Source organism: Pedococcus sp. P2_F6, assembly GCF_056403675.1.
This window is the reverse complement of record NZ_JBFUEZ010000003.1, coordinates 426,728-448,068: the sequence shown is the minus strand read 5'-3', so window position 1 is coordinate 448,068 and position 21,341 is coordinate 426,728. Positions and strand designations below refer to the sequence as shown.

The 21,341-nt window shown below is 70.6% G+C and carries 20 protein-coding genes; 7 read left to right on the top strand and 13 right to left on the bottom strand.

What is annotated here, in order from left to right; genetic code table 11:
- Positions 1-13 precede the first annotated feature (13 nt).
- From AC1DWP_RS10115 to AC1DWP_RS10100, 4 genes are all read right to left on the bottom strand, one after another.
- Positions 14-1,396, bottom strand: coding sequence for an adenylate/guanylate cyclase domain-containing protein (locus tag AC1DWP_RS10115; protein ID WP_477614331.1), 1,383 nt, complete (start codon positions 1,394-1,396; stop codon positions 14-16).
- Positions 1,393-3,138 (bottom strand): NAD(P)/FAD-dependent oxidoreductase, encoded by a 1,746-nt coding sequence (locus AC1DWP_RS10110; protein WP_477614330.1) that lies wholly within the window; start codon positions 3,136-3,138, stop codon positions 1,393-1,395. The genes AC1DWP_RS10115 and AC1DWP_RS10110 overlap by 4 nt, the downstream gene beginning before the upstream one ends.
- A 115-nt stretch (positions 3,139-3,253) precedes the next feature.
- Positions 3,254-3,889, bottom strand: coding sequence for a VOC family protein (locus AC1DWP_RS10105; RefSeq protein WP_477614329.1), 636 nt, complete (start codon positions 3,887-3,889; stop codon positions 3,254-3,256).
- 48 nt (positions 3,890-3,937) lie between these two features.
- Positions 3,938-4,765 (bottom strand): TrmH family RNA methyltransferase, encoded by an 828-nt coding sequence (locus AC1DWP_RS10100; protein ID WP_477614328.1) that lies wholly within the window; start codon positions 4,763-4,765, stop codon positions 3,938-3,940.
- Between the two features lie 74 nt (positions 4,766-4,839).
- Here AC1DWP_RS10100 and AC1DWP_RS10095 point away from each other — a divergent pair, with 74 nt between their 5' ends.
- Positions 4,840-5,448 carry an LURP-one-related family protein gene (locus AC1DWP_RS10095; protein ID WP_477614327.1) on the top strand — a complete coding sequence of 203 codons (609 nt, stop codon included), beginning with the start codon at positions 4,840-4,842 and terminating at the stop codon, positions 5,446-5,448.
- Between the two features lie 22 nt (positions 5,449-5,470).
- On the opposite strand, the gene AC1DWP_RS10090 is transcribed toward AC1DWP_RS10095, so the two are convergent.
- Genes AC1DWP_RS10090 through serS form a run of 3 tightly spaced genes read right to left on the bottom strand, consistent with a single transcriptional unit; the run spans position 5,471 to position 8,791 of the window.
- On the bottom strand, positions 5,471-6,283 hold the full coding sequence (locus tag AC1DWP_RS10090; protein ID WP_477614326.1) for an HAD family hydrolase: 813 nt from the start codon (positions 6,281-6,283) through the stop codon (positions 5,471-5,473).
- Between the two features lie 9 nt (positions 6,284-6,292).
- Positions 6,293-7,504: an alpha-hydroxy acid oxidase gene (locus AC1DWP_RS10085; RefSeq protein WP_477614325.1), complete on the bottom strand. Its 1,212-nt coding sequence runs from the start codon at positions 7,502-7,504 to the stop codon at positions 6,293-6,295.
- A 24-nt stretch (positions 7,505-7,528) separates the two neighbouring features.
- Positions 7,529-8,791, bottom strand: a complete 1,263-nt coding sequence (serS, locus tag AC1DWP_RS10080) for a serine--tRNA ligase (RefSeq protein ID WP_477614324.1) — start codon at positions 8,789-8,791, stop codon at positions 7,529-7,531.
- A 151-nt stretch (positions 8,792-8,942) separates the two neighbouring features.
- Here serS and AC1DWP_RS10075 point away from each other — a divergent pair, with 151 nt between their 5' ends.
- On the top strand, positions 8,943-9,902 hold the full coding sequence (locus AC1DWP_RS10075; protein ID WP_477614323.1) for a serine hydrolase: 960 nt from the start codon (positions 8,943-8,945) through the stop codon (positions 9,900-9,902).
- Positions 9,903-9,976: 74 nt separating this feature from the next.
- The gene (locus tag AC1DWP_RS10070; protein WP_477614322.1) at positions 9,977-10,615 is read left to right on the top strand and encodes a LysE family translocator; all 639 of its coding nucleotides are present in this window, start codon (positions 9,977-9,979) and stop codon (positions 10,613-10,615) included.
- Between the two features lie 70 nt (positions 10,616-10,685).
- Here the strand turns inward: AC1DWP_RS10070 and AC1DWP_RS10065 are convergent, their stop codons facing one another.
- Positions 10,686-11,231 carry a DinB family protein gene (locus AC1DWP_RS10065; RefSeq protein ID WP_477614321.1) on the bottom strand — a complete coding sequence of 182 codons (546 nt, stop codon included), beginning with the start codon at positions 11,229-11,231 and terminating at the stop codon, positions 10,686-10,688.
- 103 nt (positions 11,232-11,334) lie between these two features.
- On the opposite strand from AC1DWP_RS10065, the gene AC1DWP_RS10060 reads away from it, so the two are divergent.
- Genes AC1DWP_RS10060 through AC1DWP_RS10050 form a run of 3 tightly spaced genes read left to right on the top strand, consistent with a single transcriptional unit; the run spans position 11,335 to position 14,164 of the window.
- The gene (locus AC1DWP_RS10060; protein WP_477614320.1) at positions 11,335-12,447 is read left to right on the top strand and encodes a diacylglycerol/lipid kinase family protein; all 1,113 of its coding nucleotides are present in this window, start codon (positions 11,335-11,337) and stop codon (positions 12,445-12,447) included.
- Positions 12,447-13,145, top strand: a complete 699-nt coding sequence (locus AC1DWP_RS10055; protein ID WP_477614319.1) for a phosphatase PAP2 family protein — start codon at positions 12,447-12,449, stop codon at positions 13,143-13,145. The genes AC1DWP_RS10060 and AC1DWP_RS10055 overlap by 1 nt, the downstream gene beginning before the upstream one ends.
- Positions 13,082-14,164 (top strand): phosphatase PAP2 family protein, encoded by a 1,083-nt coding sequence (locus tag AC1DWP_RS10050; protein WP_477614318.1) that lies wholly within the window; start codon positions 13,082-13,084, stop codon positions 14,162-14,164. The genes AC1DWP_RS10055 and AC1DWP_RS10050 overlap by 64 nt, the downstream gene beginning before the upstream one ends.
- Positions 14,165-15,011: 847 nt before the next feature.
- Here AC1DWP_RS10050 and efeB read toward each other — a convergent pair.
- Genes efeB through efeU form a run of 3 tightly spaced genes read right to left on the bottom strand, consistent with a single transcriptional unit; the run spans position 15,012 to position 18,290 of the window.
- Complete coding sequence (efeB, locus tag AC1DWP_RS10045) at positions 15,012-16,292, bottom strand: iron uptake transporter deferrochelatase/peroxidase subunit (protein WP_477614317.1); 1,281 nt, start codon at positions 16,290-16,292, stop codon at positions 15,012-15,014.
- On the bottom strand, positions 16,289-17,428 hold the full coding sequence (gene efeO, locus AC1DWP_RS10040; RefSeq protein WP_477614316.1) for an iron uptake system protein EfeO: 1,140 nt from the start codon (positions 17,426-17,428) through the stop codon (positions 16,289-16,291). Before efeO ends, efeB begins: the two co-directional genes overlap by 4 nt.
- A 7-nt stretch (positions 17,429-17,435) precedes the next feature.
- On the bottom strand, positions 17,436-18,290 hold the full coding sequence (gene efeU, locus AC1DWP_RS10035; protein WP_477614315.1) for an iron uptake transporter permease EfeU: 855 nt from the start codon (positions 18,288-18,290) through the stop codon (positions 17,436-17,438).
- 200 nt (positions 18,291-18,490) lie between these two features.
- Here efeU and zwf point away from each other — a divergent pair, with 200 nt between their 5' ends.
- Positions 18,491-19,921, top strand: a complete 1,431-nt coding sequence (zwf, locus tag AC1DWP_RS10030) for a glucose-6-phosphate dehydrogenase (RefSeq protein ID WP_477614618.1) — start codon at positions 18,491-18,493, stop codon at positions 19,919-19,921.
- 14 nt (positions 19,922-19,935) lie between these two features.
- Here the strand turns inward: zwf and pheA are convergent, their stop codons facing one another.
- Both pheA and AC1DWP_RS10020 read right to left on the bottom strand, forming a co-directional pair.
- A complete protein-coding gene (gene pheA / locus AC1DWP_RS10025) occupies positions 19,936-20,901 on the bottom strand; it encodes a prephenate dehydratase (protein WP_477614617.1) in 966 nt (321 codons plus the stop codon).
- A complete protein-coding gene (locus AC1DWP_RS10020) occupies positions 20,898-21,260 on the bottom strand; it encodes a DUF4446 family protein (protein WP_477614616.1) in 363 nt (120 codons plus the stop codon). Before AC1DWP_RS10020 ends, pheA begins: the two co-directional genes overlap by 4 nt.
- Positions 21,261-21,341: the final 81 nt, after the last annotated feature.

Below are 21,341 nucleotides of genomic sequence, written 5' to 3'. Positions count from 1 at the left end.
AGGACACTGCGCCCTAGAGCGAGAGCAGCACGAAGGCTTCGATGGCCTCGGCTTTGCCCTTGAGCTCCAGGGACCCGAGCGGCTCGGTCCGAGCACCCGGCAGCAGGTCACGGGTCGCGGCGCTGACGGCGACGCCTCCGACCGGTGCTTTGCCCTCGAGTCGGGAGGCGGTGTTGACCGCGTCGCCGATGACCGTGTGGGTCCGCCCGCCGCCGGCGCCCAACAGGCTGACCGAGACCTCTCCGGTGTTGACCGCTGCGCGGAAGCGGGGCCAGCCCGGGTGCTCGGCCGCCACCCGGGCGGTGGCTTCCTGCATGTCCAGTGCTGCGGCCGCCGCACGGCGGGCGTGGTCGGGCTGGTCGCCGCGGCGGTTGAAGGTGGCCATGATCGCGTCGCCGATGATCCGGTCGATGTCGCCGCCGTGGGCCCTGACGACCGGCGGGATGGCCACCTCGAAGTAGGTGTTCAGCATCGCCGTGACCTCTTGCGGCTCGTGTGTCTCGGAGAACGTCGTGAACCCCTGGAGGTCGGCGAACAGGATGCTCATGACCCGTCTCCCCGAGGTGGTCTGGTCGAGGTAGAGGCCGGCGAACCGCTCCTCGTGCCACTGCCGCTGCGCCCCCCACGCGACGAGGGCGAAGGCGCCCAGCATCAGCACGTGCCACTCCCACCAGCTGAGCCGCCAGTTGGGCGCGAACACCAGCGCCACCATCGCCTCGGCGAGCAGCACGACCGCCGCCGCCACCGCCAGCGGCATCGTCCCCCGTCGCCGACGCCACAGTGCCAGGTAGTGCAGCGCGGTCCAGGCGTACAGGCCGATCGACACCACGGCGAGGGCGACGAGCGGACCCGACGCGCGCTCCGGAGCGGTGTGGGAGTCGAGCGGCGGCAGACTGGCCAGCGACGCGACAGCCCACAGCACCATGACACCGACCAACGCCACGCGCAGGAGGGTGACCCGCACGATCACCCGGACCCCTGGCGGTCCGTCGAGAGGTGCCGTGGACCAGGCGGCGAACACTGAGGCGATGCCGAGGCCGACGGGCGTGGCCACCATGAAACCGGCGTTGGGGTGCGCCACCAGGACCCCTGGTGTGGCGAGCGCGTGCAGCCCGAGGAAGCCTGCGGCAGCGAGGAAGCTCTGGGACACGAGCAGGACCCGCGCGTCGCCGCGACGCGTGGCGGCGACGCCGGTGCCGTAGGCGACGATGGCGCTGAGCACGCCCGCCCCGAGCACGAGCCAGAAGTGTGACGGGTGGTGTTCCCAGGTCAGGTCGAGCGAGGGACGGCGCCGCAGCAGCACCAACCCACCGAGCGGTGCGCACGCTGCCAGCACCCCCAGCAGGATCGTCGTCCCCGGGGTGGCCGGGCGATCCCGGCCCGGCGTCGCCGTCACGGTCCGGCACCGGGAGGGGCTGCGCCAGCTGCGCCACCGGCGGCAGCGCCGGCGCCGCGCACCTGGGCGAGGTACTGGTGCAGCTGGGACACCACGACCGACCCCTCGCCGACCGCCGACGCCACCCGCTTGACCGAGCCGTCGCGGACGTCACCCACGGCGAAGAAGCCCGGCAGGGTCGTCTCGTACGGCATGGGCGGGCGTTCCAGCGGCCACCCCACGGACCCCATCGCGTCGGTGCCGCACACCACGAACCCCTTGTTGCGGTGCACGCGCTCCGGCAGCCAGTCCGTGCGGGGCTCCGCGCCGATCATCACGAACAGCCCGTCGGCCTCGAGGCGCTGCTCATCGCCGGTCGAGCGGTCGCGGACGACGACGTGGTCGAGCCAGCCGTCACCCCCGCCGCCGGACACCTCGCTCTCGGTGTGGACGGTGATCGTCGGGTTCTGCTCGATCTCCCCCACGAGGTACTGCGACATCCCCTCGCCCAGGGAGCCGGACCACACGACGAGGCGCACGTGCGCGGCATACCTGGCGAGGTGGAGCACCGCCTGCCCGGCCGAGTTGCCCCCTCCCAGGACCACCACGCGCAGTCCGGTGAGCCCTTGGGCCTCGGAGACGCTGGCGCCGTAGTAGACCCCCGCACCGCTGAGCGCCTCGAGCGGCTCGATGCCCAGCCTGCGGTAGGACACCCCACTGGCCAGGACCACCGTGCTGGCGTGCACGGCACCGACTCCGCTGATCTCGACGTCGAACCCTCCGGGCGCCGCGCGTACCTCGACGACCTCGCGGGTCAGCAGGAAGTGGGCGCCGAACACCCAGGCCTGCTGGTAGCCGCGCTGGGCCAATTCGGCCCCGCTGAGCCCTCGCGAGAAGCCGAGGTAGTTGCGGATGAGCGAGCTCGAGCCGGCCTGACCGCCCAGCGAGTCGCGCTCGACGACCAGCACCCTGAGCCCCTCGGATGACGCGTAGACCGAGGCGGCTAGGCCTGCCGGGCCGGCGCCGACCACGACGACGTCGAAGTCGCGGTTCTCGCCGTCCAGCGTGGTGCGGATCCCCCAGGCCTCGCACAGCTCGGCGTCGGTCGGGTCGAGCAGCACTGCACCACCGATCGCCGGCATCCACACGACCACGGGTCCGGTGAGGTCCTCCGGATCGCGGACCCCGACCTGGCGCAGCGCCGTGATCGCGCCCGGTGAGCCCCGCTCGAGGTAGGTGTGGGGGATGCCGTTGCGGGTGAGCAGGCTGCGTATGCCGTGCCCCCGGGGGGCGCGCCGTTCGGCGACGACGACGACCTCGCGGTCCGGGGAGATCACTGTGCGGGACCACTCGTGGACGAACTCGCCGATGGTGCGGCTGAAGAGCTCGTCGTGGTCGGACCAGGGCTTGAGCACGTAGTAGTTGATGTCCCCGACCGCCATCGCCCGCAGGATCGCGTCCGCCGTCGGGCGGTCCGACCAGGCGCCCCAGCGCACGAGCAGGGCGCGGCGTGCATCGGGGTGCATGGTCCGGACCCGCCCGAGGAGCTCGGCGCCGGACGTCCCGCCGAGCCACTGGTCAGCGAGGACGGCGACCACCGGTTCACCGCGGTCGCGCGCTGCCTCCAGCTGGACCATCGCCTCCGCCGAGCCCAGCTCGCCACGCACGCGGTACTCGGCCCCGAACCGTCGTTGCAGGTGAGCCTCGATCCGGGACAGCGACTCGGGGTCCGCATCGACGGCAAGCAGGAGGGGACGTGCCATGGCAACTTCCAGCGGTCGGGGCCAGACGTCCCTCCACGCTAGGCGCGCCCCCGCTCCCCGGACTCGTGTCGATGACGTAGAAGCCATCGACGAGTGCGGTCATTCGGTGGTGCGGTCAGACGGTGACCTTGCCGCTCGGGGTGTCGAACGTGACTGCCAGCAGGCCCGGGGTGCCGTGCGGCGCGACGAAAGTGAAGTCGATGACCGAGGAGGTCTGGTCCACGGGGAGGTCGAGCCACTCCCGGACCCGGGCGGGGTCGCCGGCGATCTGCAGGCCGTCGATGGTGACGTGCGTGTGCGCCGCCGTGGAGGGGTGCAGGGACGGGTCGTCCCACTGGATGAAGAAGGGCAGCTGCGGATCGGAGATCAGGCCCTTGACGCCGAGCTGGCGCCAGCGGAGCTCGACCCCGTCGGGGCGGTGCCGATTGCCGACCACGGCCTCGCGGCCGATGCGCGCCTCATAGGGTGCGAGGTCGTCCACCGCGACGACCCACCCGAGCCAGCCCCCGCCGGCTTCGGAACGGGCGCGGACGGCCTGCCCGAAGGGCGCCTTGTCCGATGCCGGGTGGTCCAGGACTTCGACGATCTCGACGTAACGCTCATGCGCCAGCGGGAGGATCACGTTGCGCGTACCGAACCGCGGGTGGATTCCCCCATCGACCGGGTCGACCCCGATCAGCTTGGCGAGGCGTTCCGCGGTCGCCTGCAGTCCGTCGTGCTCTGCTGCATACGAAACGTGGTCAACTCGCATACCCGACATCGTGACATACGTCAGGGGGTGCTCCTGACACGGGTGTGCTCAGTGGGCTGGGGCGGGGCCGGAGGTGCCGCGCTGCCGCACCGCCTCGTAGATCACGATGGCGGCGGAGGTCGCGACGTTGAGCGAGTTCGCCTTGCCCACCATCGGGATTCGGACCTTGTATGCCGCGTGGTCGAGCACCTCGTCGGTCAGTCCGTACTTCTCGGCACCGACCGCGATGGCCACCGGACCGGTGTAGTCGACCTCGGTGTGCAGCACGTCCGTGTCGGGCGTGGTGGCGACGAGGGCGATGCCGTGGGCGTCGAGCCACGCCAGGGTGTCCTCGGTGGAGTCGCTGGCCACCGGGACGCTGAAGACGGTGCCCTTGGAGGCGCGCACGAGGTTGGGGTTGCCCCAGTCGGTCACAGGGTCGGCCGCCACGACGGCCTCCGCCCCGGCAGCGTCGGCCGTACGCAGCATCGCGCCCAGGTTGCCCGGCTTCTCGACCCCCTGGCACAGGACGGTCAGGGCAGCGGGACCCACGACCAGCTCCGCGCACCGGCGCACGACCGACGGCACGACCGCGATGAAGCCGTCAGGCCCCTCGCGGTAGGCGGCCCGCTCGAACGCCGTGCGCGACACCTGGACCGTCTCGACCCCGTCGCGCCGCACCTGGTCGACGACGCGCGTCTGGCTGGTCGGGTCGAGCATCAGCTCGGGGCAGTAGTAGAGGGCCTCGGGCCGCACACCCGCGCCGAGGGCTAGGGTCAGCTCCTCGTACCCCTCGATGAGCGTCTGGCCCGTCTCCTCGCGCGTCCGGCGACGCCGGAGTCCGGTGAGCGACTTCAGGCGCGGGTTCGACGGCGAGGTGATGATCAGGTCAGCCATGGCGGGCCCAGTCTGTCAGTCCGAACAGGTGCGCCGCCGATCATGTCCGTCGCCGATCGTGCAGACTGTCGGCCATGAGCCAGCCCGCGGTCACCGAGCACTTCTCCCTCCGCCAGAAGATCACGATGATGGTCAACCGCTACGAGATCCGGTCGGTGGACGCCTCCGGGGTCGAGGGGCCGGTCATCGCGGTCGCCCAGCAGAAGCGGATGGCGTTCAAGGAGCAGGTCACGTTTTACGCCGACGAGGCACGCACCCAGCCGGTGTTCTCGTTCAAGGCCAGGACCCGGATGGACCTCGGCGCAACCTACGACGTGTTCGACGCCTCAGGTGCCGCGATCGGCTGGTTCCGCAAGGACTTCGGCAAGTCGTTGCTGCGCTCGTCGTGGCACCTCGGCACGCCCGACGGACTCCAGGCGTTCGGGACCGAGCGCAACCAGAACATCGCGATCCTGCGCCGCGTGTGGGACCTCCTGCCGGTTGTCGGCGAGATCCCGCTGCCCTTCATCTTCCACTTCGACTTCACCGCGCCGGACGGCAGCGTCGTGCTGTCCTCGGAGCGCAAGCGCTCGCTGCGTGACCGCTACGACATCCGCATGCCGCAGGCCAGCAACGGCTGGCAGCTCGACTGGCGGGTGGGCCTGGGCATGGCCGTCGCGCTCGACGCACTCCAGGGCCGCTGACGGCACAGCCGCCGGCGCGGGACTAGAGCAGGGAGCGCAGGACGGGCACCAGCCCGTCCTGGTCGACGTCGAGGGTGACCTCGTCGGCGATTTCCTTGACCGAGTCGGGGGCGTTGCCCATCGCCACTCCACGGGCGGCCCAGTGCAGCATCTCGATGTCGTTGCGCTGGTCACCGATGGCGACGGTATGCCGCGGCTCGACTTCCAGCCGCCGGCGCAGGATCTCGAGGGCGGAACCCTTGGAGACGCCTTCGGGGTTGAGATCCAGCCAGGCGCTGAAGCCGACGGCGTAGTTGACGCCGTGCAGGCCGATGCGTTCGGTGAGGGCCAGGAAGTCCTCAGCCGTGCCGCCGGGCGCCCGGAAGGTCACGCGGGTCACGGGTTCGGCGACCAGCTCCTCCCACTCGACGACTCGCAGCTCGCCCTGGAGCTCACCGTCCGGGAACGGTGCGCTCAGCTTGAACCCGACCCCGAGCTCCTCGACCGCGACGACCGCCCCCGGCCACTCGTGGCGCAGCAGGTTGAGCGCCGGAGCGGGGTCGAAGGTGACCGCCTCGATGATGCGGAAACCGTTGTCCTCCAACGGATCCAACTCGATGGTGACCGCGCCGTTGGAACACACGGCATACCCGCTCTCGATCCCGAGCTCGGCGAGGATCGTCGTCGTCGCCACGATGGAACGCCCGGTGGCGACGATGACGTGGTGACCGGCAGCCACCACGGCGTGCACGGCCTCGCGCACGTCCGGTGACAGCTCGCCGGCGTGGTTGATCGTCGTGCCGTCGACGTCGAGGGCGATGAGGTGGGGGACGCTCACCTGCGGGGCATCGGTCATGCGGGCAGCCTACGGAAGGCGGACGTGCTGCGGCCCGAGGTCCGCGATCCGGCGGGCGCCCAGCAAAGCCATCGTGCGCCTCACCTCGGTGGCAAGGATCTGCGCGGCGCGCTCGACGCCGTCCTCTCCCCCGGCCATGAGTCCGTAGAGGTAGGCGCGTCCGACGAGCACCGAGCTCGCGCCGAGCGCCATCGCTGCGACGACGTCCGAGCCGGACATGACGCCGGTGTCGACCATGACCTCGGGCCCGTCGCCCAGCGCCTCGCGCACGTCCGGGAGCAGTCGCACGGGCACCGGCGCCTTGTCGAGCTGTCGGCCGCCGTGGTTGGAGAGCACGATCGCGTCGGCGCCGGCGTCGAACATCCGGCGGGCGTCGTCGACGGTCTGGATCCCCTTGACGATGAGCGGGCCGTCCCACGTCGACCGCACCCAGTCGAGGTCCTTGATCGTCATCGTGGGGTCGAAGAGCGCGTTCATCATCTCGGCGACGGTGCCGTCCCAGCGGTCCAGGCTGGCGAACCGCAGCGGCTCGGTCGTGAGGAAGTTGACCCACCAGCTCGGGTGCATGGCGCCGTCGAGGACGGTCCGGGCGGACAGGGCCGGCGGGATGTTGAAGCCGTTGCGCACGTCGCGCAGCCGCACTCCCGCGACCGGGACGTCGACGGTGAGGATCAGCGCCTCGAACCCGGCGGCCCTCGCCCGGGCCATCAGGTCCTCCGCCGGGCCGTGGTCGCGCCAGACGTACAGCTGGAACCACTTGCGCGCGCCCGGCGACGCCTGCGCCACGCCCTCGACGTCGGTCGTGCCCAGCGTCGACAGGCCGTAGGGGATGCCGAACCGTTCGGCCACGCGGACCACGGCACGCTCGCCCTCGTGCTGCATCATGCGGGTGAACCCGGTCGGGCCGAAGCCGAACGGCAGCGCCGAGGGCGCGCCCAGGACGGTGGTCGTCGTGTCGATCTCGCCGACGTCGCGCAGCACCGACGGCTGGAAGGTCAGGTCGCGGAACGTCGCCCGCGCCCGCTGCAGGCTGAGCTCGCCCTCGGCGGCGCCGTCGGTGTAGTCGAACACCGAGCGCGGTGTGCGGCGTCTCGCCACCTCGCGCAGGTCCGCGATCGTCAGGGCGGACGCGAGCCGCCGCTTCTTGGCGTTGAGCTCGACCGGCTTGGGCCGCAACAGGGGTTTGAGCTCGGACCACTTGGGCAGCTGGCGATCGCTCACCTCGCCGACGCTACCCGCGAACTGCTAGACCGGCTTGAGGACCTCGAGGCCGAGGAAGGGCTGGAGGGCCTTGGGCACGACCACCGAGCCGTCGGCCTGCTGGTGGTTCTCGAGGATCGCGACCATCCACCGCGTGGTGGCAAGGGTGCCGTTGAGCGTGGCCACGGCCCGGGTGCCCTGGCCGTTCGGGTCGCGCTCCCGGGTGTTGAGCCGGCGGGCCTGGTAGGTCGTGCAGTTCGAGGTGGACGTCAGCTCGCGGTAGCGGCCCTGGGTCGGCACCCACGCCTCGCAGTCGAACTTGCGGGCCGCCGGGCCACCGAGGTCGCCGGCCGCGGTGTCGATGATGCGGTAGGGCACCTCGATCTTGGCGAGCATCTCCTTCTCCCAGCCGAGCAGCCGCTGGTGCTCGGCCGCCGCGTCCTCGACGCGGCAGTAGGTGAACATCTCGACCTTGTGGAACTGGTGGACGCGGATGATCCCGCGGGTGTCCTTGCCGTGCGACCCGGCCTCGCGGCGATAGCAGGCCGACCACCCGGCATACCGCTTGGGGCCGTCGGAGAGGTCGAGGATCTCGTCGGCGTGGTAGCCGGCGAGCGCCACCTCGGACGTCCCCGTGAGATAGAGGTCGTCCGCCTCGAGCCGGTAGACCTCGTCGCCGTGCTTGTCGATGAAGCCGGCACCGGCCATCACGTCGGCCTTGACCAGCGTGGGCGTGATCATCGGCGTGAAGCCGTGCTCGACGGCTTGGGCGATGCCCATGGTGAGCAGCGCGAGCTCGAGCCTGGCGCCAACCCCCGTGAGGAAGTAGAAGCGCGACCCGCTGACCTTGGCGCCCCGCTCCATGTCGATGGCGGCGAGCGACTCGCCCAGCGCGAGGTGGTCCTGGGGCTCGAAGTCGAACTCCGGCACGGTCCCGACGGTCTCGAGCACCGTGTAGTCGTCCTCGCCGCCCACCGGCACACCGTCCTCGACGATGTTGCCGACCTGGCGGATCAGCACGTCGAGCTCGGCCTGCGCGGCATCGGCGTCGGTCTGCAGCTGCTTGACCCGCGCCGAGAGCTCCTTGGTCTGGGCGAGCAGCGCCTGCTTGTCGTCCCCGTGCGCCTGCGCGACCTGCTTGCCCATCGACTTCTGCGTGGCACGGAGCTGCTCGAACTCGGTGAGGGACGACCGGTGGGCCTGCTCGGCAGCGAGGATCGAGTCGACGATCCCCTCGTCCTCACCGCGGGCGCGCTGGCTGGCGCGGACGCGGTCCGGGTCCTCACGCAGGAGCTTGATGTCGATCACCGGGCAAGACTACCCAGCAGCGCGCGCCCTCTCGGAGGCGCTGCCCCACCGCACTCCTCGAGGGATCCGACGGGCGAGGCGCCCGCTGGATCGCCCGATGACCCGGGGGTGAAAGGGGCGCGCGCTGCCCGTTGCAGGTCACAATGCGTGCATGCTCACGCGGCGGCACCTCCTGCTCCTGGCGCCGCTCGGCGTCGCGGCAGCATGTGGCCGCGAGCGCGCGCAAGGGACGCCGTCCCCCACGACCGGTCTGGCGGACGAGACGTCGAGCCCGCCGACGCCTTCGACGACCACCGCCATGCCCACCACGCTGCCCACCACCGGCACCGCGTCCGCGACCAGCCGGGTCCCCGCTCCGACGAAGGCATCCGCCCGACCCGCCCCCACGCTGGCGGCACTGCGCGACGAGCTGTCCGCCCTCTCCCGCCGCCATGGCGTCGACCTGGGGGTGGCGGCCACCGAGGCACGGTCGAAGCGGTCCTTCGCCTGGGGCGCCGACACGACCATCGAGACGGCCTCGATCGCGAAGGCCGACATCCTGGCGGCTCTGCTGCTCCAGCTGCAGGACCGTGGCTCCCGCATCTCGGCCCGCCAGCTGGCCGTCGCATCCCAGATGATCCGGGTCAGCGACCACGAGTCCGCCTGGACGCTGTTCCGCGAGATCGGGCTCGCGGACGGCATGGAGGACGCGAACGAGCGCTTCGGGATGAGGGCGACCCAGTGCTTCGACTACAGCTGGGGCCTGACCCGGACGACCGCTCGCGACCAGCTGCGGTTCGTCGAGGCGGTCAGCGCGGCGGGGACGAAGGGCTCACCACTCAACGCCCGATCGGGGGCGGTGCTCCTCGACCTCATGGAGGACGTCATCGCCGAGCAGAAGTGGGGCGTGAGCGCCGCCGCCCACCGGGGCGACAGCGTCAGCCTCAAGAACGGCTGGCTGCCCCGCTCGACGCTCGGCAAGCGGTGGATCGTCAACAGCATCGGACGCATCACCGGCCCGTCGCTGGACCTGCGGCTGGCTGTCCTCAGCCAGAAGGCGACGTCCCTGGCCCAGGGCATCGAGATCGTCGAGCAGGCAGCGACCCTGACCCGCAAGCATCTCGGGGTCTGACGAACCATCTCGGGGTCCGAGCAGACGCCGAATCCCGTTGCCCTCGGGGCCGGCCGGGCGCGATCCTTGCGGGTATGCCGTCCACGCCCACCCTCGCGTCGTTCGCCCTCGCCGCGACCGCGCTCATCCTGCTGCCCGGTCCAGCGATGCTGTTCCTCATCTCCCGGGGGATCGGGCAGGGCAGCCGCCGGCTCGCGGTCGCCTCGATGGCCGGCATCGAGACGGCGACAGCGGTGATGGTGGTGGCCACGGCGTTCGGTCTCTCCGCGGTGATCAGCTCCTCGGTCCTGGCCTTCTCCGTCGTGAAGTACGCCGGCGCGGCATACCTGGTGTGGCTCGCCATCCGCGAGTTCCGCAGCAAGGGGCACTTCTCCCTCGACCGCGCCCCGGTCACCAACTCCCGCCGTGCGTTCGGCGACGCGTTCCTCGTGGGCATCTCGAACCCCAAGACGGCAGTCTTCTTCGTGGCCTTCTTCCCGCAGTTCCTGCACCGTGAGTCCGGCGCGATCTGGTCGCAGGTGCTCGTCCTCGGCGCGATCTTCGTCGTGATCGGGGCCGTCTTCGACAGTGTGTACGCGCTCACCGCCGGCTCGCTGGGCCTGTGGCTGGCCCGCCACCCGCGGGCGGTGGAGCGGCAGAAGTACGTCTCAGGGGGCATCTTCCTGGCGATGGGCGGGGCTGCCGCCCTCACGGGCCACCCCCAGAAGGCCTGACCAGCAGCCGCGTCGCCCCGTGCGCCGCGGCGCGGCGGACCCTCGGACCGGGGTATGCCGCGCGGTGGGCTCAGGCGCCGACGTCGACGAGGTGGTGGGCGAGGTCGTGCAGGAAGTACTGCCCCAGGGTGTGCACCGTGAACCCGGACCCGTCGCTGCGCAGGCCGGTCCGCTCCCACGCGTCGTCGGGCACCGCCGCGAACACCGCCGCGACGGCGGAAGCAGCCTGCTGGACCTCACCACTGACCACGGCCGGGTCCTGCTCGCCGTAGCGGTCGGCCACCGCTGTCTCGTCCTGGTCCCAGTTGGCGAACTGCGGCCCCTCCTGCTCCAGCATCAGCTCGACCCTGCCCTTGAAGACCCTGCACACGTCCCTGACGTGGCACGCGTACTCCAGTGGCGACCACACGGTGGGAGCCGGCCGTTCCCGGGCGGAGGCGCGCTCGAGCACGGCGGTCCACGGCGCGGTCGACGCCAGGGTCAACGGTGCGATGTCGGCCCGCGCTACCGATCCCGCGTCGAATCCGCAGTCAGGACAGGGCCTGTCCAGGGTCCAGGTCCAGTCCTTGGTGTCGGGGACGATCTGGTCGTTCGCGGCGGCGTCGAGGTCACCCATGCCGACCACGGTAGCCGCCGACCGCGGCACGCAACCCCCGAGAGGGCGTCACGGGGCTCTGACCTGTGGCGATGGCACGCCGCCCGTGGGGTAGCGTCGGCCCGTGCTTCGCGAACACTCCGGCTGGATCGCCCTCGGGGCGATCGTCCTCGTCATCCTGCTCGCCCTCGGCGTCGCCGGGTGGGCCGGGATGCGCGGGCTCGGTGCCGGCGGAGCCCACCGTGGCCGTCGGTGGGGCCGTCGTCCGCACCGCAACGACTTCCGCCCTGAGGGCTCCGTGCCCGACTCGCCCGTCCGCCGCGCAGCGATCATCGTCAACCCGACCAAGTTCGACGACGTGGCGGCGGTACGCAGGAAGATCACCGAGCAGTCCGTCAACCACGGCTGGGCCGAGCCGCTGTTCATCCTCACCACGGAACGCGACCCCGGCACGGGACAGGCCCAGCAGGCCCTGGCCAAGGGCGTGGACCTGATCTGCCCCCTCGGCGGTGACGGCACCGTGCGCGCCGTGGCCGAGGCGATGGTCGGGAGCGAGACCCCCATGGGCCTGCTGCCCGGGGGGACCGGCAACCTGCTGGCCCGCAACCTCGACCTGCCCGTGGACGACCTCGGCGACGCGCTGCGGATCGCCCTGACCGGCCAGAACAAGCGGGTCGACGTCGGGCGCCTCACGATGGACACCTCCGGCGAGGATGACCGGCCGGCCAGCCACATCTTCCTCGTCATGGCCGGTCTCGGCTTCGACGCCGCGATCATGGCCGATGCCCCGGAGGGGCTCAAGGCCAAGGTGGGCCCCGCGGCATACGTCGTCTCGGGCACCCGGAACCTCCGCGGCCCGCAGTTCAAGGTGCGCGTCAAGGTGGAGGACCAGGAGGAGTTCACCCGGCGGGCCCGCACCGTCGTCATCGGCAACTGCGGCAAGCTGCTGGGCGGACTCGTGCTGATGCCCGAGGCCGAGGTCGACGACGGCCAGCTGGACATGGTCATCCTGTCGCCCAAGGGGGTCGTGGGGTGGGCCGCCGTGGCCGCGCGGCTCGCGTCCAAGAAGCGCAAGGGCCACCAGATCGTCGACCACTACACGAGCCCGTCGGTCCGGGTGCGCAGCGATCGTCCGCAGGAGGTCCAGATCGACGGTGACACGCTCGGCAAGGCTCGCGCGATCGCCGCGGAGGTCGTCCCCGGCGCCCTCGTCGTTCGCGTCGGATCGCTGGACTGATGGCCACCACCACGTCACCAGCCCGCACGTCGCGCACCGCGCGGCTGCTTCGCGGGGCCGCGGCCATGGTGCTGTTCGCGGTGCCGTTCGCCATGCTCGGGTTCGCGGTGCGGCAGAAGTTCGACCCCCTCGTCCACCTGGACAACGCCATCGCCGACCGGGCCACCGACCTCACGCGGTCGGTCGGAGCGGGCAGCGCCCTCATTGCGCTTCAGGCGGTGAGCCAGCCATGGGTCGTGTACATCGTGGCGACGCTGGTCTGCCTGTGGGCCTGGCTCGCCAAGGGGCTGCTCAACCGCGCGCTGTGGGCGTTCGTCACGATGATGATCGGCTGGAACCTGGCCCTGGACGCAAAACTGCTCGTGCAGCGGACCCGGCCGGTCGTCGACGACCCGATCTCGCACGCCCCGGGATACTCGTTCCCCTCAGGTCACGCCTCGAACGCCGCGATCGTCGCGACCACCCTCGTCTTCCTGCTGTGGCCGCTGCTCTCGCCGGTGGCCAGGCGCGTGGCCACGACCGTCGCTGTGGTCTTCGCCCTGGCCGTGGGTCTGGACCGCATCTTCCTCGGTGTGCACTTCGCCAGCGACGTGCTGGCTGGGTGGATTCTCGGAGTTGGCATTACGTTCTCCTCATGGCTCGGATTCATTGGCAAGACGGCCGCGACCTCCTCACCCGGACCGTCGCACCCGGCGTAGTCCTCTTCGGGGTGCTGGCCGGCCTCGGCCTGCTCATCACCGGACCGCTGTCGGCGATCGACAAGGCCGAGGACCGGACGGCGAGGGCGCTCAGCCGTGACCGGACCGACTTCTGGAACCCGGTCAGCTGGGTCTTCTCGAGGCTGGGCAACACCGAGATCGTCATCGGCGTGTGCCTCATCGCCGTCGCCCTCATCTGGTGGCGCACCCGCGAGTGGCGGTGGTCAGTGGTTCCGCTCATCTCGATCTCGCTGCAGGCGACGATCTTCCTGTTCCTGACCTTGGCGGTCGGACGGGCGCGCCCGCCGGCCAACCCCATGGACACCTCGCCGCCCACGACCAGCTATCCCAGCGGTCACACCGGTGCGTCCACCGCGTTGTACTTCTCGCTGCTCCTCATGGCAGCAACCCGCATCGAGCGCCCCTGGCTCCGCCGCCTGTCGATGGCCGTGTGCGCGGTCCTCCCGTTCCTCGTCGGGATGGCCCGGCTCTACCGAGGCGCCCACCACATCTCCGACGTGGTCGCCGGTTTGGTCAACGGGGTCGTCTGCGCGGTGCTCGTCTTCCAGTGGTATCGGCACCGCGCCCGCGCCGAGCGATCCGATGACGTGCGCGAGTGGGGGGTGGTGGCGGTCTCCCGCCMCCACCCCCGTCTGCCGTCGGTCGTCTCAGTGGTGCGTCGTCAACCGTCCGTCGGTTGCCGCGTCGTAGTCACGTTGGCGTCGCGTCAGCCGGTCTGCCACGCGCCGGCGGCCGAAGCGGTGATACAGCCACGTCAGCGCGAAGCAGACGGCCACCGCGACGAGCCAGCTCTCCGTCCACCAGAGGCACAGCGCTCCGGCGGTCCAGGCCGCGAGTACGGCGAGGAAATCGACAGTCCTCATGGCGCCCACCTCATCCAGTGCAGTTTCGCAAGGCTACTTGGTACCACCCGGTGGAGGGTCCGACGATCCGCCTCTGGTAGCACGTGGAGCTCGAGGTGCTTCCTCCAGTGCGCCAGAGGGAGACGATCGAGTTGAGGATGGCTCGGATCGTGGGAACGCCGACCACCGTGCACAAGAGCTGCACGACGCGACCAACGAGGACCGGGAACTTCGACAGCCCCGAACAGGCCACCACGGCTCCCGCCCCACCCATGGCGATCACCGCGCTGCCGATCGCCTTGGCCTCAGCTCCGGTGACGTTCAGGTAGATCCCCCACCCGTAGGTCAGTCGGGGGTCGGCCGCGATCGGGTAGGTCGCTCCCGACGTGTCGACGTGCTGGGTCAGGAGCCGGCGGGACGAGTCGAGCACGTACCAGGTCGCCAGTGACCTGCCGCTGGCATCCTTGGCCCACGGTGGGGCGATCCCGGCAGTCATCCGCACTCCCGGGGACACCTCCCTGCTCAGGACGACCGAGCCGTCCGCCTGGAGCTCCCCCGCCGCCGACAAGCCGAACGCCGCGGTCGTCTGTCCCTCCTCCAGCGCCGCGATCACGGCGTCCTGCGTCGCGTAGGCCCTGCGATCCCGCGGGGCGGTGATGGTGACACCCGCCAGGTCCACCGCACCGGTGACCTCTCGGACCTCCTGGTCCAGACCCACTGAGTGCTGCACCACTCCGTCCGTGGTGTGGTCGGCTGCCTGCGCCCCTGACGCCTGACCGATGAGCAGTACCGCAGCCGCAACGGTCACCAGGACCGCTTTCCAACGTCGCATGTGTTTCCCCCCTGTACTTCCGCGCCGGCGAGCCCGGACACGAAATGGATATGGACATACACCCAAGCATTCGGATGCATGCCCAAACAAACCACAGAAGAAGTGCCTATGCAACTCTAGGTTTCTGGTCAGTCGCGCTCCGCTGACCGTGGGCCTGGCCCACGAGCGACCTCAGCCGAACAGCGCTTGACCCCAGTGTTCGTCCGGGCCGAGGCCGGGCGGGCAGGCGAAGACTGCCGAGCCGGTGTGCTCGATGTACTCGTTGAGCCCGTCCTTTGCTGCCAGTGACCGCTGCATGGGCACGAACTGCGCGTGCGTGTCGCGCATGAACCCGATGAAGAACAGGCCCGCGTCGAGGTGTCCCAGCCCGTCCGACCCGTCGGTGAAGTTGTAGCCACGGCGCAGGATGCGTATGCCGTTCAGCCGGCTCTCGTGGGCGAGCGCCACGTGGGCGTCGACCGGGATGGCGGGGTTTCCGTCGGCACCCTTCTTCGTGAAGTCCACGGCGTCGAACTCGGCCTTCTGGCCCAGGGGAGCGCCCTCGCCCTTGTCCCGACCGATGATCTCCTGCTGCTCCTGCAACGTCGTGCGGTCCCAGATCTCGATGTGCATCCGGATGCGACGGGCCACGAGGTAGGAGCCGCCGGCCATCCAGGCACTCGCGCCCGGGACGTCGTCCGGCTGCACCCACACGTGCTTCGCCAGGGCGGCGGTGTCCTCGGCCTTGAGGTTGTTGGTGCCGTCCTTGAACCCGAACATGTTGCGAGGGGTCACCTGGCTGCGAGTGGTCGAAGAGGTCCGCCCGAAGCCGAGCTGGCTCCAGCGCACGGACACCACCCCGAAGCCGATCCTGACCAGGTTGCGCACGGCGTGCACGGCGACCTGGGGGTCGTTGGCGCAGGCCTGGATGCAGAGGTCTCCCCCACTGCGGGCCGGGTCGAGGTCGTCGCCCACGAAGCCGGGGAGGTCCTTGAGCGCGGCTGGGCGGCGATCGGCGAGCCCGAACCGGTCGTCGAAGAGGGACGGCCCGTAGCCGATGGTGATCGTCAGGTCCGACGCGTCCAGGTCGTAGGCCTCGCCGGTGTCCTCGGGTGCGCGGTAGGGGCCGCCCCCGACGACACCGCCCGGCGCCGCCTCGGCCCCGACGGTCATCCGCTCGGCGGCCCGGGTCCACGCCTTCAGCATCTCGGCGACCTCTGCCCGGTCCTTGGTGACCACGTCGAGGGCGACGAAGTGCATCCGGTCCTGGGCGGGGGTGATGATCCCCGGCTGGTGCTCACCCCGGAACGCCACCTCGGCGTCCCCGGCCCCAGCCGAACCCACCACAGCGGAACCGTCGCCCACGCCGGAAGCTGCCCGCGCGGCATACGCTCCACCGACGCCCGCGACCGCGCCGGCGACGGCGGCGCCCGCGCTGACGCCCAGCAGCCGCCGACGGGAGAGGTCGGTCACTGGGCGACCACTCCGGCGACCTTCGAGATGTCCTCGCCCACCGCGTCGACGGCGACGGACAGCGCCTTGACCTGGTCCTTGGTCAGGGCGGTGTAGAGCTGGAAGCCGGCGTCGGTGCGGTACTCGTCGAGCTCGGTGTCGAGGGCCGCGAACCCGGCGTCGATCCTCGCGAGCAGGGCGGCGTCGCGTGTCTTCAGCACGGGGCGCAGGGCGTCGAGCGCGGCCTTGGACCCCTTGACGTTCTCGTCGAAGTCGTAGAGGTCGGTGTGGCTGTAGCGGTCCTCCTCGCCGGTGATCTTGCCCACGGCGACCTCGTCGAGCAGCCCCTTGGCGCCGTTGGCCAGCTGCAGCGGGTTGAGCGTGACGGCCTTGGCCTTTGCCACGATCTTCGTGACGTCGACCAGCAGCTTGTCGGCGATCGCACCGGAGTCGGCCTGCAGACCGGTGACCCACAGGTCCTTCTCGAGGCGGTGGAAGCCGGTGAACTCGATGCCCTCCTCGACGACGTCCTCACGGCCGTCGATCATCGGGTCGAGGTCGCCGAACGACTCCGCGACCGGCTCGATCCGCTCCCACGGTCCTCGGGCGACCGGGAACGCAGCCTTCGCCTCCTCGACCTTGCCGGCCTTGACCAGGCCCACGAACTCGGTGGTCCGGGTGAGCAGCTCGTCGGACTGCGCCGACACGAAGGCCTGGTAGGTCTTCACCGCGGCGCCCATGGCGGCATCGGGTGCCTGGCTGCTCTTGCTGCTGGGGCTGCCCGTGACGGCGAAGTCGGCCCGGATCCCCTTGCCCTTCATGCCCGGCTTGCACGCGGTCTGGTAGGTGCCGGGGCTCGCGACCTCGACGTGGAACGTGCGGGTCAGGCCGGGGGTGAGGTTCTCGACCTCACCGATGATCTGGTCACCGTCGCCGTAGAGGTAGAACTCGTTGACCTTGGAGCCGGTGTTCCTGACCGTGAACTCGACGGTCCCGGTCGCGGCCTCGCTGCGGGCGACCTTGCACGAGGTGTCCGTCGCCTCGACCGCGATCGGACCCTTCCCACCGGCGGCGCCGGCCTCGTCGGAGCTGCCACACGCGGAGGTCGCCAGCAGGACGGCCACCCCGAGGGCGGCGGGGACGGGGAGGATGCGCATGGTGCTCCTAGGTGAGTGGTGAGGTGGCGTGCGATGGGTATGACGGCTGGACCTGTCGGGCTGGAGCCGGCCGCAGGAAGAGGGTCATGACGACGGCGAGGTAGGTGGTCCAAGCGATCGCCTGGAGCCAGGTGGTGTTGGGCGTGAAGTTGACGGTGCCCTTGAGCAACGTGCCGTACCACGAGTCGGGCGGCACGGCGTTGCTCACGTCGAAGGCGAGCGAGCCCAGCCCGGGCAGGAAGGCGGCTTCCTGCAGGTCGTGGACGCCGTAGGACAGGATTCCGGCAGCGACCACGATGAGCGCGATCCCGGTGCAGCGGAAGAACATCGAGAGGTTGATGTGCACGGCGCCGCGGTAGATGAGCACCCCGAGGACGATTGCGACGGCGATGCCGAGGAGGAAGCCCACCAGGGGCTGGACCGTGCCGCTTCCTGCCGTCTGGACGCTGGCGTAGAAGAACAGGGCCGTCTCGAGTCCCTCACGACCCACGCCGAGGAAGCCGACCAGGGCCACGGCCCAGCCACCGACCGACAGCGCCTGGTCGAGCTTGCCCTTGAGCTCGCCCGAGATGGTCCGGGCCGCGGTCCGCATCCAGAAGACCATGGCCGTGACGAACGCGACCGCGAGCACGGAGGCGCTGCCGCCGATCAGCTCCTGGGTCTCGAAGGACAGCTGCCGGGTGCCGAAGGTGAGCAGCGCGCCGAGCCCGACCGAGAGGACGACGGCCAGCGCGACGCCCGTCCAGACGGCCTTCAGCGCCCAGCGGCGGTCGGTCCTGACGAGGAAGGCGACGAGGATGACGACGACGAGCGCGGCCTCCAGTCCTTCACGGAGTCCGATGAGCGCGTTGCTGACGAGCACGTTGACCTGATTTCCGGCATGTCGATGGTGCGTTATTGGAACCAAGGTAAGCCTTACCTAAGCCTGCGCGTCAAATCGCTGGACAACCGGGTGCGCGGGCCCGGCTGCGGTGGAAGTATCGGAAGGTGCCCGAGCAGACCGCGCCCAGCGCCCAGACGATCTCGTATCCCGCCGCTGACGCACGCAGCTCGCGCGGCGCCGTGGAGAAGGCCGATCCGCACGTCATCGTGCTGTTCGGGGCCACTGGCGACCTGGCGCGTCGCAAGCTGCTGCCCGGCATGGCCCATCTCGCGACGTCCGAGCTGGCGCCCGCCATCCGGGTCGTGGGTACCTCGCTCGAGGAGATGACCGACGAGCAGTTCCGCGAGTTCGCGCGCACGGCCGTCGACGAGTTCGCGACGCATCCCCTCACGGCGGAACAGTGGGAGCGGTTCGACGACAACCTCGTCTACATCCCCCAGTCGGCCGGCCCCGAGCCGCTGGCAGAGGCCGTCAAGCGCGCCGAGGAGTCGCTCGGGCCCGATGCGCTGCGGCTGCACTACCTGTCGGTCCCGCCCAAGGCAGCGGTCGCGGTCATCACCATGCTGCGGGACGCCGACCTCGTGGCCCGCTCACGGGTCGTGATGGAGAAGCCGTTCGGCACGGACCTCGCGAGCGCGATCGCCCTCAACAACACCGTGCACGAGACGTTCGACGAGAGCCAGGTCTTCCGGATCGACCACTTCCTCGGCAAGGAGGCGGCGCAGAACATCCTCGCCTTCCGCTTCGCCAACGGGCTGTTCGAGCCGATCTGGAACCGCAACTTCATCGACCACGTGCAGATCGACATCCCCGAGACCCTGGGGCTGGACGAGCGGGCCAACTTCTACGAGGCCACCGGCGCCTACAAGGACATGGTGGTCACCCACCTGTTCCAGGTGCTCGCGTTCGTCGCCATGGAACCCCCGACCGCCTTGGAGCCCCGGGCCATCTCCGAGGAGAAGAACAAGGTCTTCCGGTCGCTGCTGCCGATCGACCCCTCTGACGTGGTCCGGGGTCAGTTCGCCGGCTACACCGGGCTGAACGGCGTCGCCCCCGACTCCGACACCGAGACGTTCATCGCGCTCAAGGTCGGGCTGGACAACTGGCGCTGGGCCGGTGTTCCGTTCTACCTGCGCACCGGCAAGAAGATGGCCGACGGTGCACGCATCATCTCGATCGCCTTCAAGGAGGCGCCACGGTCGATGTTCCCGACCCACTCCGGGGTCGGGAACGCGGGCCCGGACCACCTGACCTTCGACCTCGCCGACGAGTCGAAGGTGTCGCTGTCGTTCTACGGCAAGCGACCTGGCCCCGGCATGCGTCTGGAGAAGCTGTCGATGCAGTTCTCCACCCGGGAGACCGAGCGGGTCGGCGACGTCCTCGAGGCCTACGAGCGGCTCATCCTCGACGCCATGCGCGGCGACCACACGCTCTTCACGACGGCCGAGGGCATCGAGTCGCTGTGGGAGCGTTCGCAGCCGCTGCTCGACAACCCGCCGGAGGCCAAGCCCTACCCCGTCGGCAGCTGGGGTCCGAACGCGATCCACCAGCTGATCGCCCCCCACGCCTGGCGACTGCCCTTCGAGCGCGTCTGGCGCGAGAAGAAGTAGCCAACAGGGCGTCGTCAGGTACCGCGCAGGGAGCGCAGCCAGACGCGGGCCTCGCCGAAGGCCGCGTCGCTGGTGTGGGGCGTGACGTGCACCGCGGCACCGTGGGCGGCGGGATAGCTGCCGAGGAACCGCACGTCCGCACAGACCCGCTTGAGCCCGAGCAGGGCCTCGCCGACGCGCTCGTCGAGGACGTGGCCCTCGATGTCGATCGAGAAGCAGTAGTCGCCCATCGAGGACTTCGTCGGGCGGGACTCCAGTCGCGACATGTTGATGCCGCGCACGGCGAACTGCTCCAGCAGCTCAAGCAGCCCACCGGCGTGGTCGTCGCGCTGGAACAGCACCAGCGTGGTCTTGTCGGCGCCGGTGCGTTCAGGCAGCTGCCCCGGCCGGGCGACGGAGACGAACCGCGTCACCGCCGACGCGTTGTCGCCGATGTCCTCCGCGAGCACCTCGAGGCCGTGGTTCGCCGCGGCGATCGGAGCACAGACCGCCGCCTGGTATGCCGCGTTCGCCGGCTGTCCATCAAACGCAGGGCTGCCGGCCAGGCCGGCTGCGGCGGCCGCCGTCGACAACGTCGGGACGTAGACCGCGTCCGGAAGGTGGGCGCCCATCCAGCCGCGGACCTGTGCCCAGGCGTGGCTGTGGGTGCCGACGGCGCGGACCTCTTCGAGCGGCATACCGGGAGGGGCGGCGAGCACGAAGGTGATGGGGACGAGGACCTCGCCCACCACCACCAGCGGGTCACCGCTGGCCAGCGCGTCGAGGGTGGCGCTCACGCCGCCCTCGACGGAGTTCTCGATCGGCACCATGGCCGCGTCGATGTCGCCGGCGCGCAGGGCACCCAGGGCGGCCTCGACCGACGCGATGGCGACGTGCTCCTGGCCTTCGGCCGGACCCCACGCGTTCAGCGCCATCTGGGTGAAGGTGCCCGCGGGGCCGAAGTAGCCGTGTCTGGTCACTGGTGTGGTCACGGAGGTCAGGCTCCTTGGGATCCGGTGCGGGCGGCAGCGAGGGCCTGCTGCTCCTCGGGGGTGAGGGTCGCGTCGGAGCCACCGCCGACGATGCCCTTCGCGTAGGTGCGGGACTCGCCGCGGGCGTGGATCGAGGAGAAGACCAGTCCGTCACCCTGGTCGTCGATCACGGCAGCACTGAAGGACAGCCGGCCACCCATGTCACCGAACGCGTCGTAGCGGACGACGGCGACGTGGCGGAGCGCCTGGGCGATGTCGGCCCGAAGAGCGGCGAGGTCGCCGGTGCCGACGGGGCGCTGGCCCTCGATCACGCGCAGCCTGGCCGTGACCCGCGCGATCCTGACGACGGCGACGAGTGCGACCACCATCGAGACCACGGCGACAACGAGCGCTGCCGCGGCGAGGGTCTGGGGGTCGGACACCCCGTCAGCGTATTGGGGCGCCGCGGA

What these genes read in the sequence shown, in the direction of transcription:
- AC1DWP_RS10105 (WP_477614329.1), bottom strand. Translation starts at nt 3,889, where the DNA reads ATGCGAGTTGACCACGTTTCGTATGCAGCAGAGCACGACGGACTGCAG.
- AC1DWP_RS10070 (WP_477614322.1), top strand. Translation starts at nt 9,977, where the DNA reads ATGCCGTCCACGCCCACCCTCGCGTCGTTCGCCCTCGCCGCGACCGCG.
- AC1DWP_RS10100 (WP_477614328.1), bottom strand. Translation starts at nt 4,765, where the DNA reads ATGGCTGACCTGATCATCACCTCGCCGTCGAACCCGCGCCTGAAGTCG.
- AC1DWP_RS10075 (WP_477614323.1), top strand. Translation starts at nt 8,943, where the DNA reads ATGCTCACGCGGCGGCACCTCCTGCTCCTGGCGCCGCTCGGCGTCGCG.
- AC1DWP_RS10065 (WP_477614321.1), bottom strand. Translation starts at nt 11,231, where the DNA reads ATGGGTGACCTCGACGCCGCCGCGAACGACCAGATCGTCCCCGACACC.
- AC1DWP_RS10110 (WP_477614330.1), bottom strand. Translation starts at nt 3,138, where the DNA reads ATGGCACGTCCCCTCCTGCTTGCCGTCGATGCGGACCCCGAGTCGCTG.
- AC1DWP_RS10095 (WP_477614327.1), top strand. Translation starts at nt 4,840, where the DNA reads ATGAGCCAGCCCGCGGTCACCGAGCACTTCTCCCTCCGCCAGAAGATC.
- AC1DWP_RS10020 (WP_477614616.1), bottom strand. Translation starts at nt 21,260, where the DNA reads ATGGTGGTCGCACTCGTCGCCGTCGTCAGGATCGCGCGGGTCACGGCC.
- AC1DWP_RS10055 (WP_477614319.1), top strand. Translation starts at nt 12,447, where the DNA reads ATGGCCACCACCACGTCACCAGCCCGCACGTCGCGCACCGCGCGGCTG.
- efeO (WP_477614316.1), bottom strand. Translation starts at nt 17,428, where the DNA reads ATGCGCATCCTCCCCGTCCCCGCCGCCCTCGGGGTGGCCGTCCTGCTG.
- AC1DWP_RS10090 (WP_477614326.1), bottom strand. Translation starts at nt 6,283, where the DNA reads ATGACCGATGCCCCGCAGGTGAGCGTCCCCCACCTCATCGCCCTCGAC.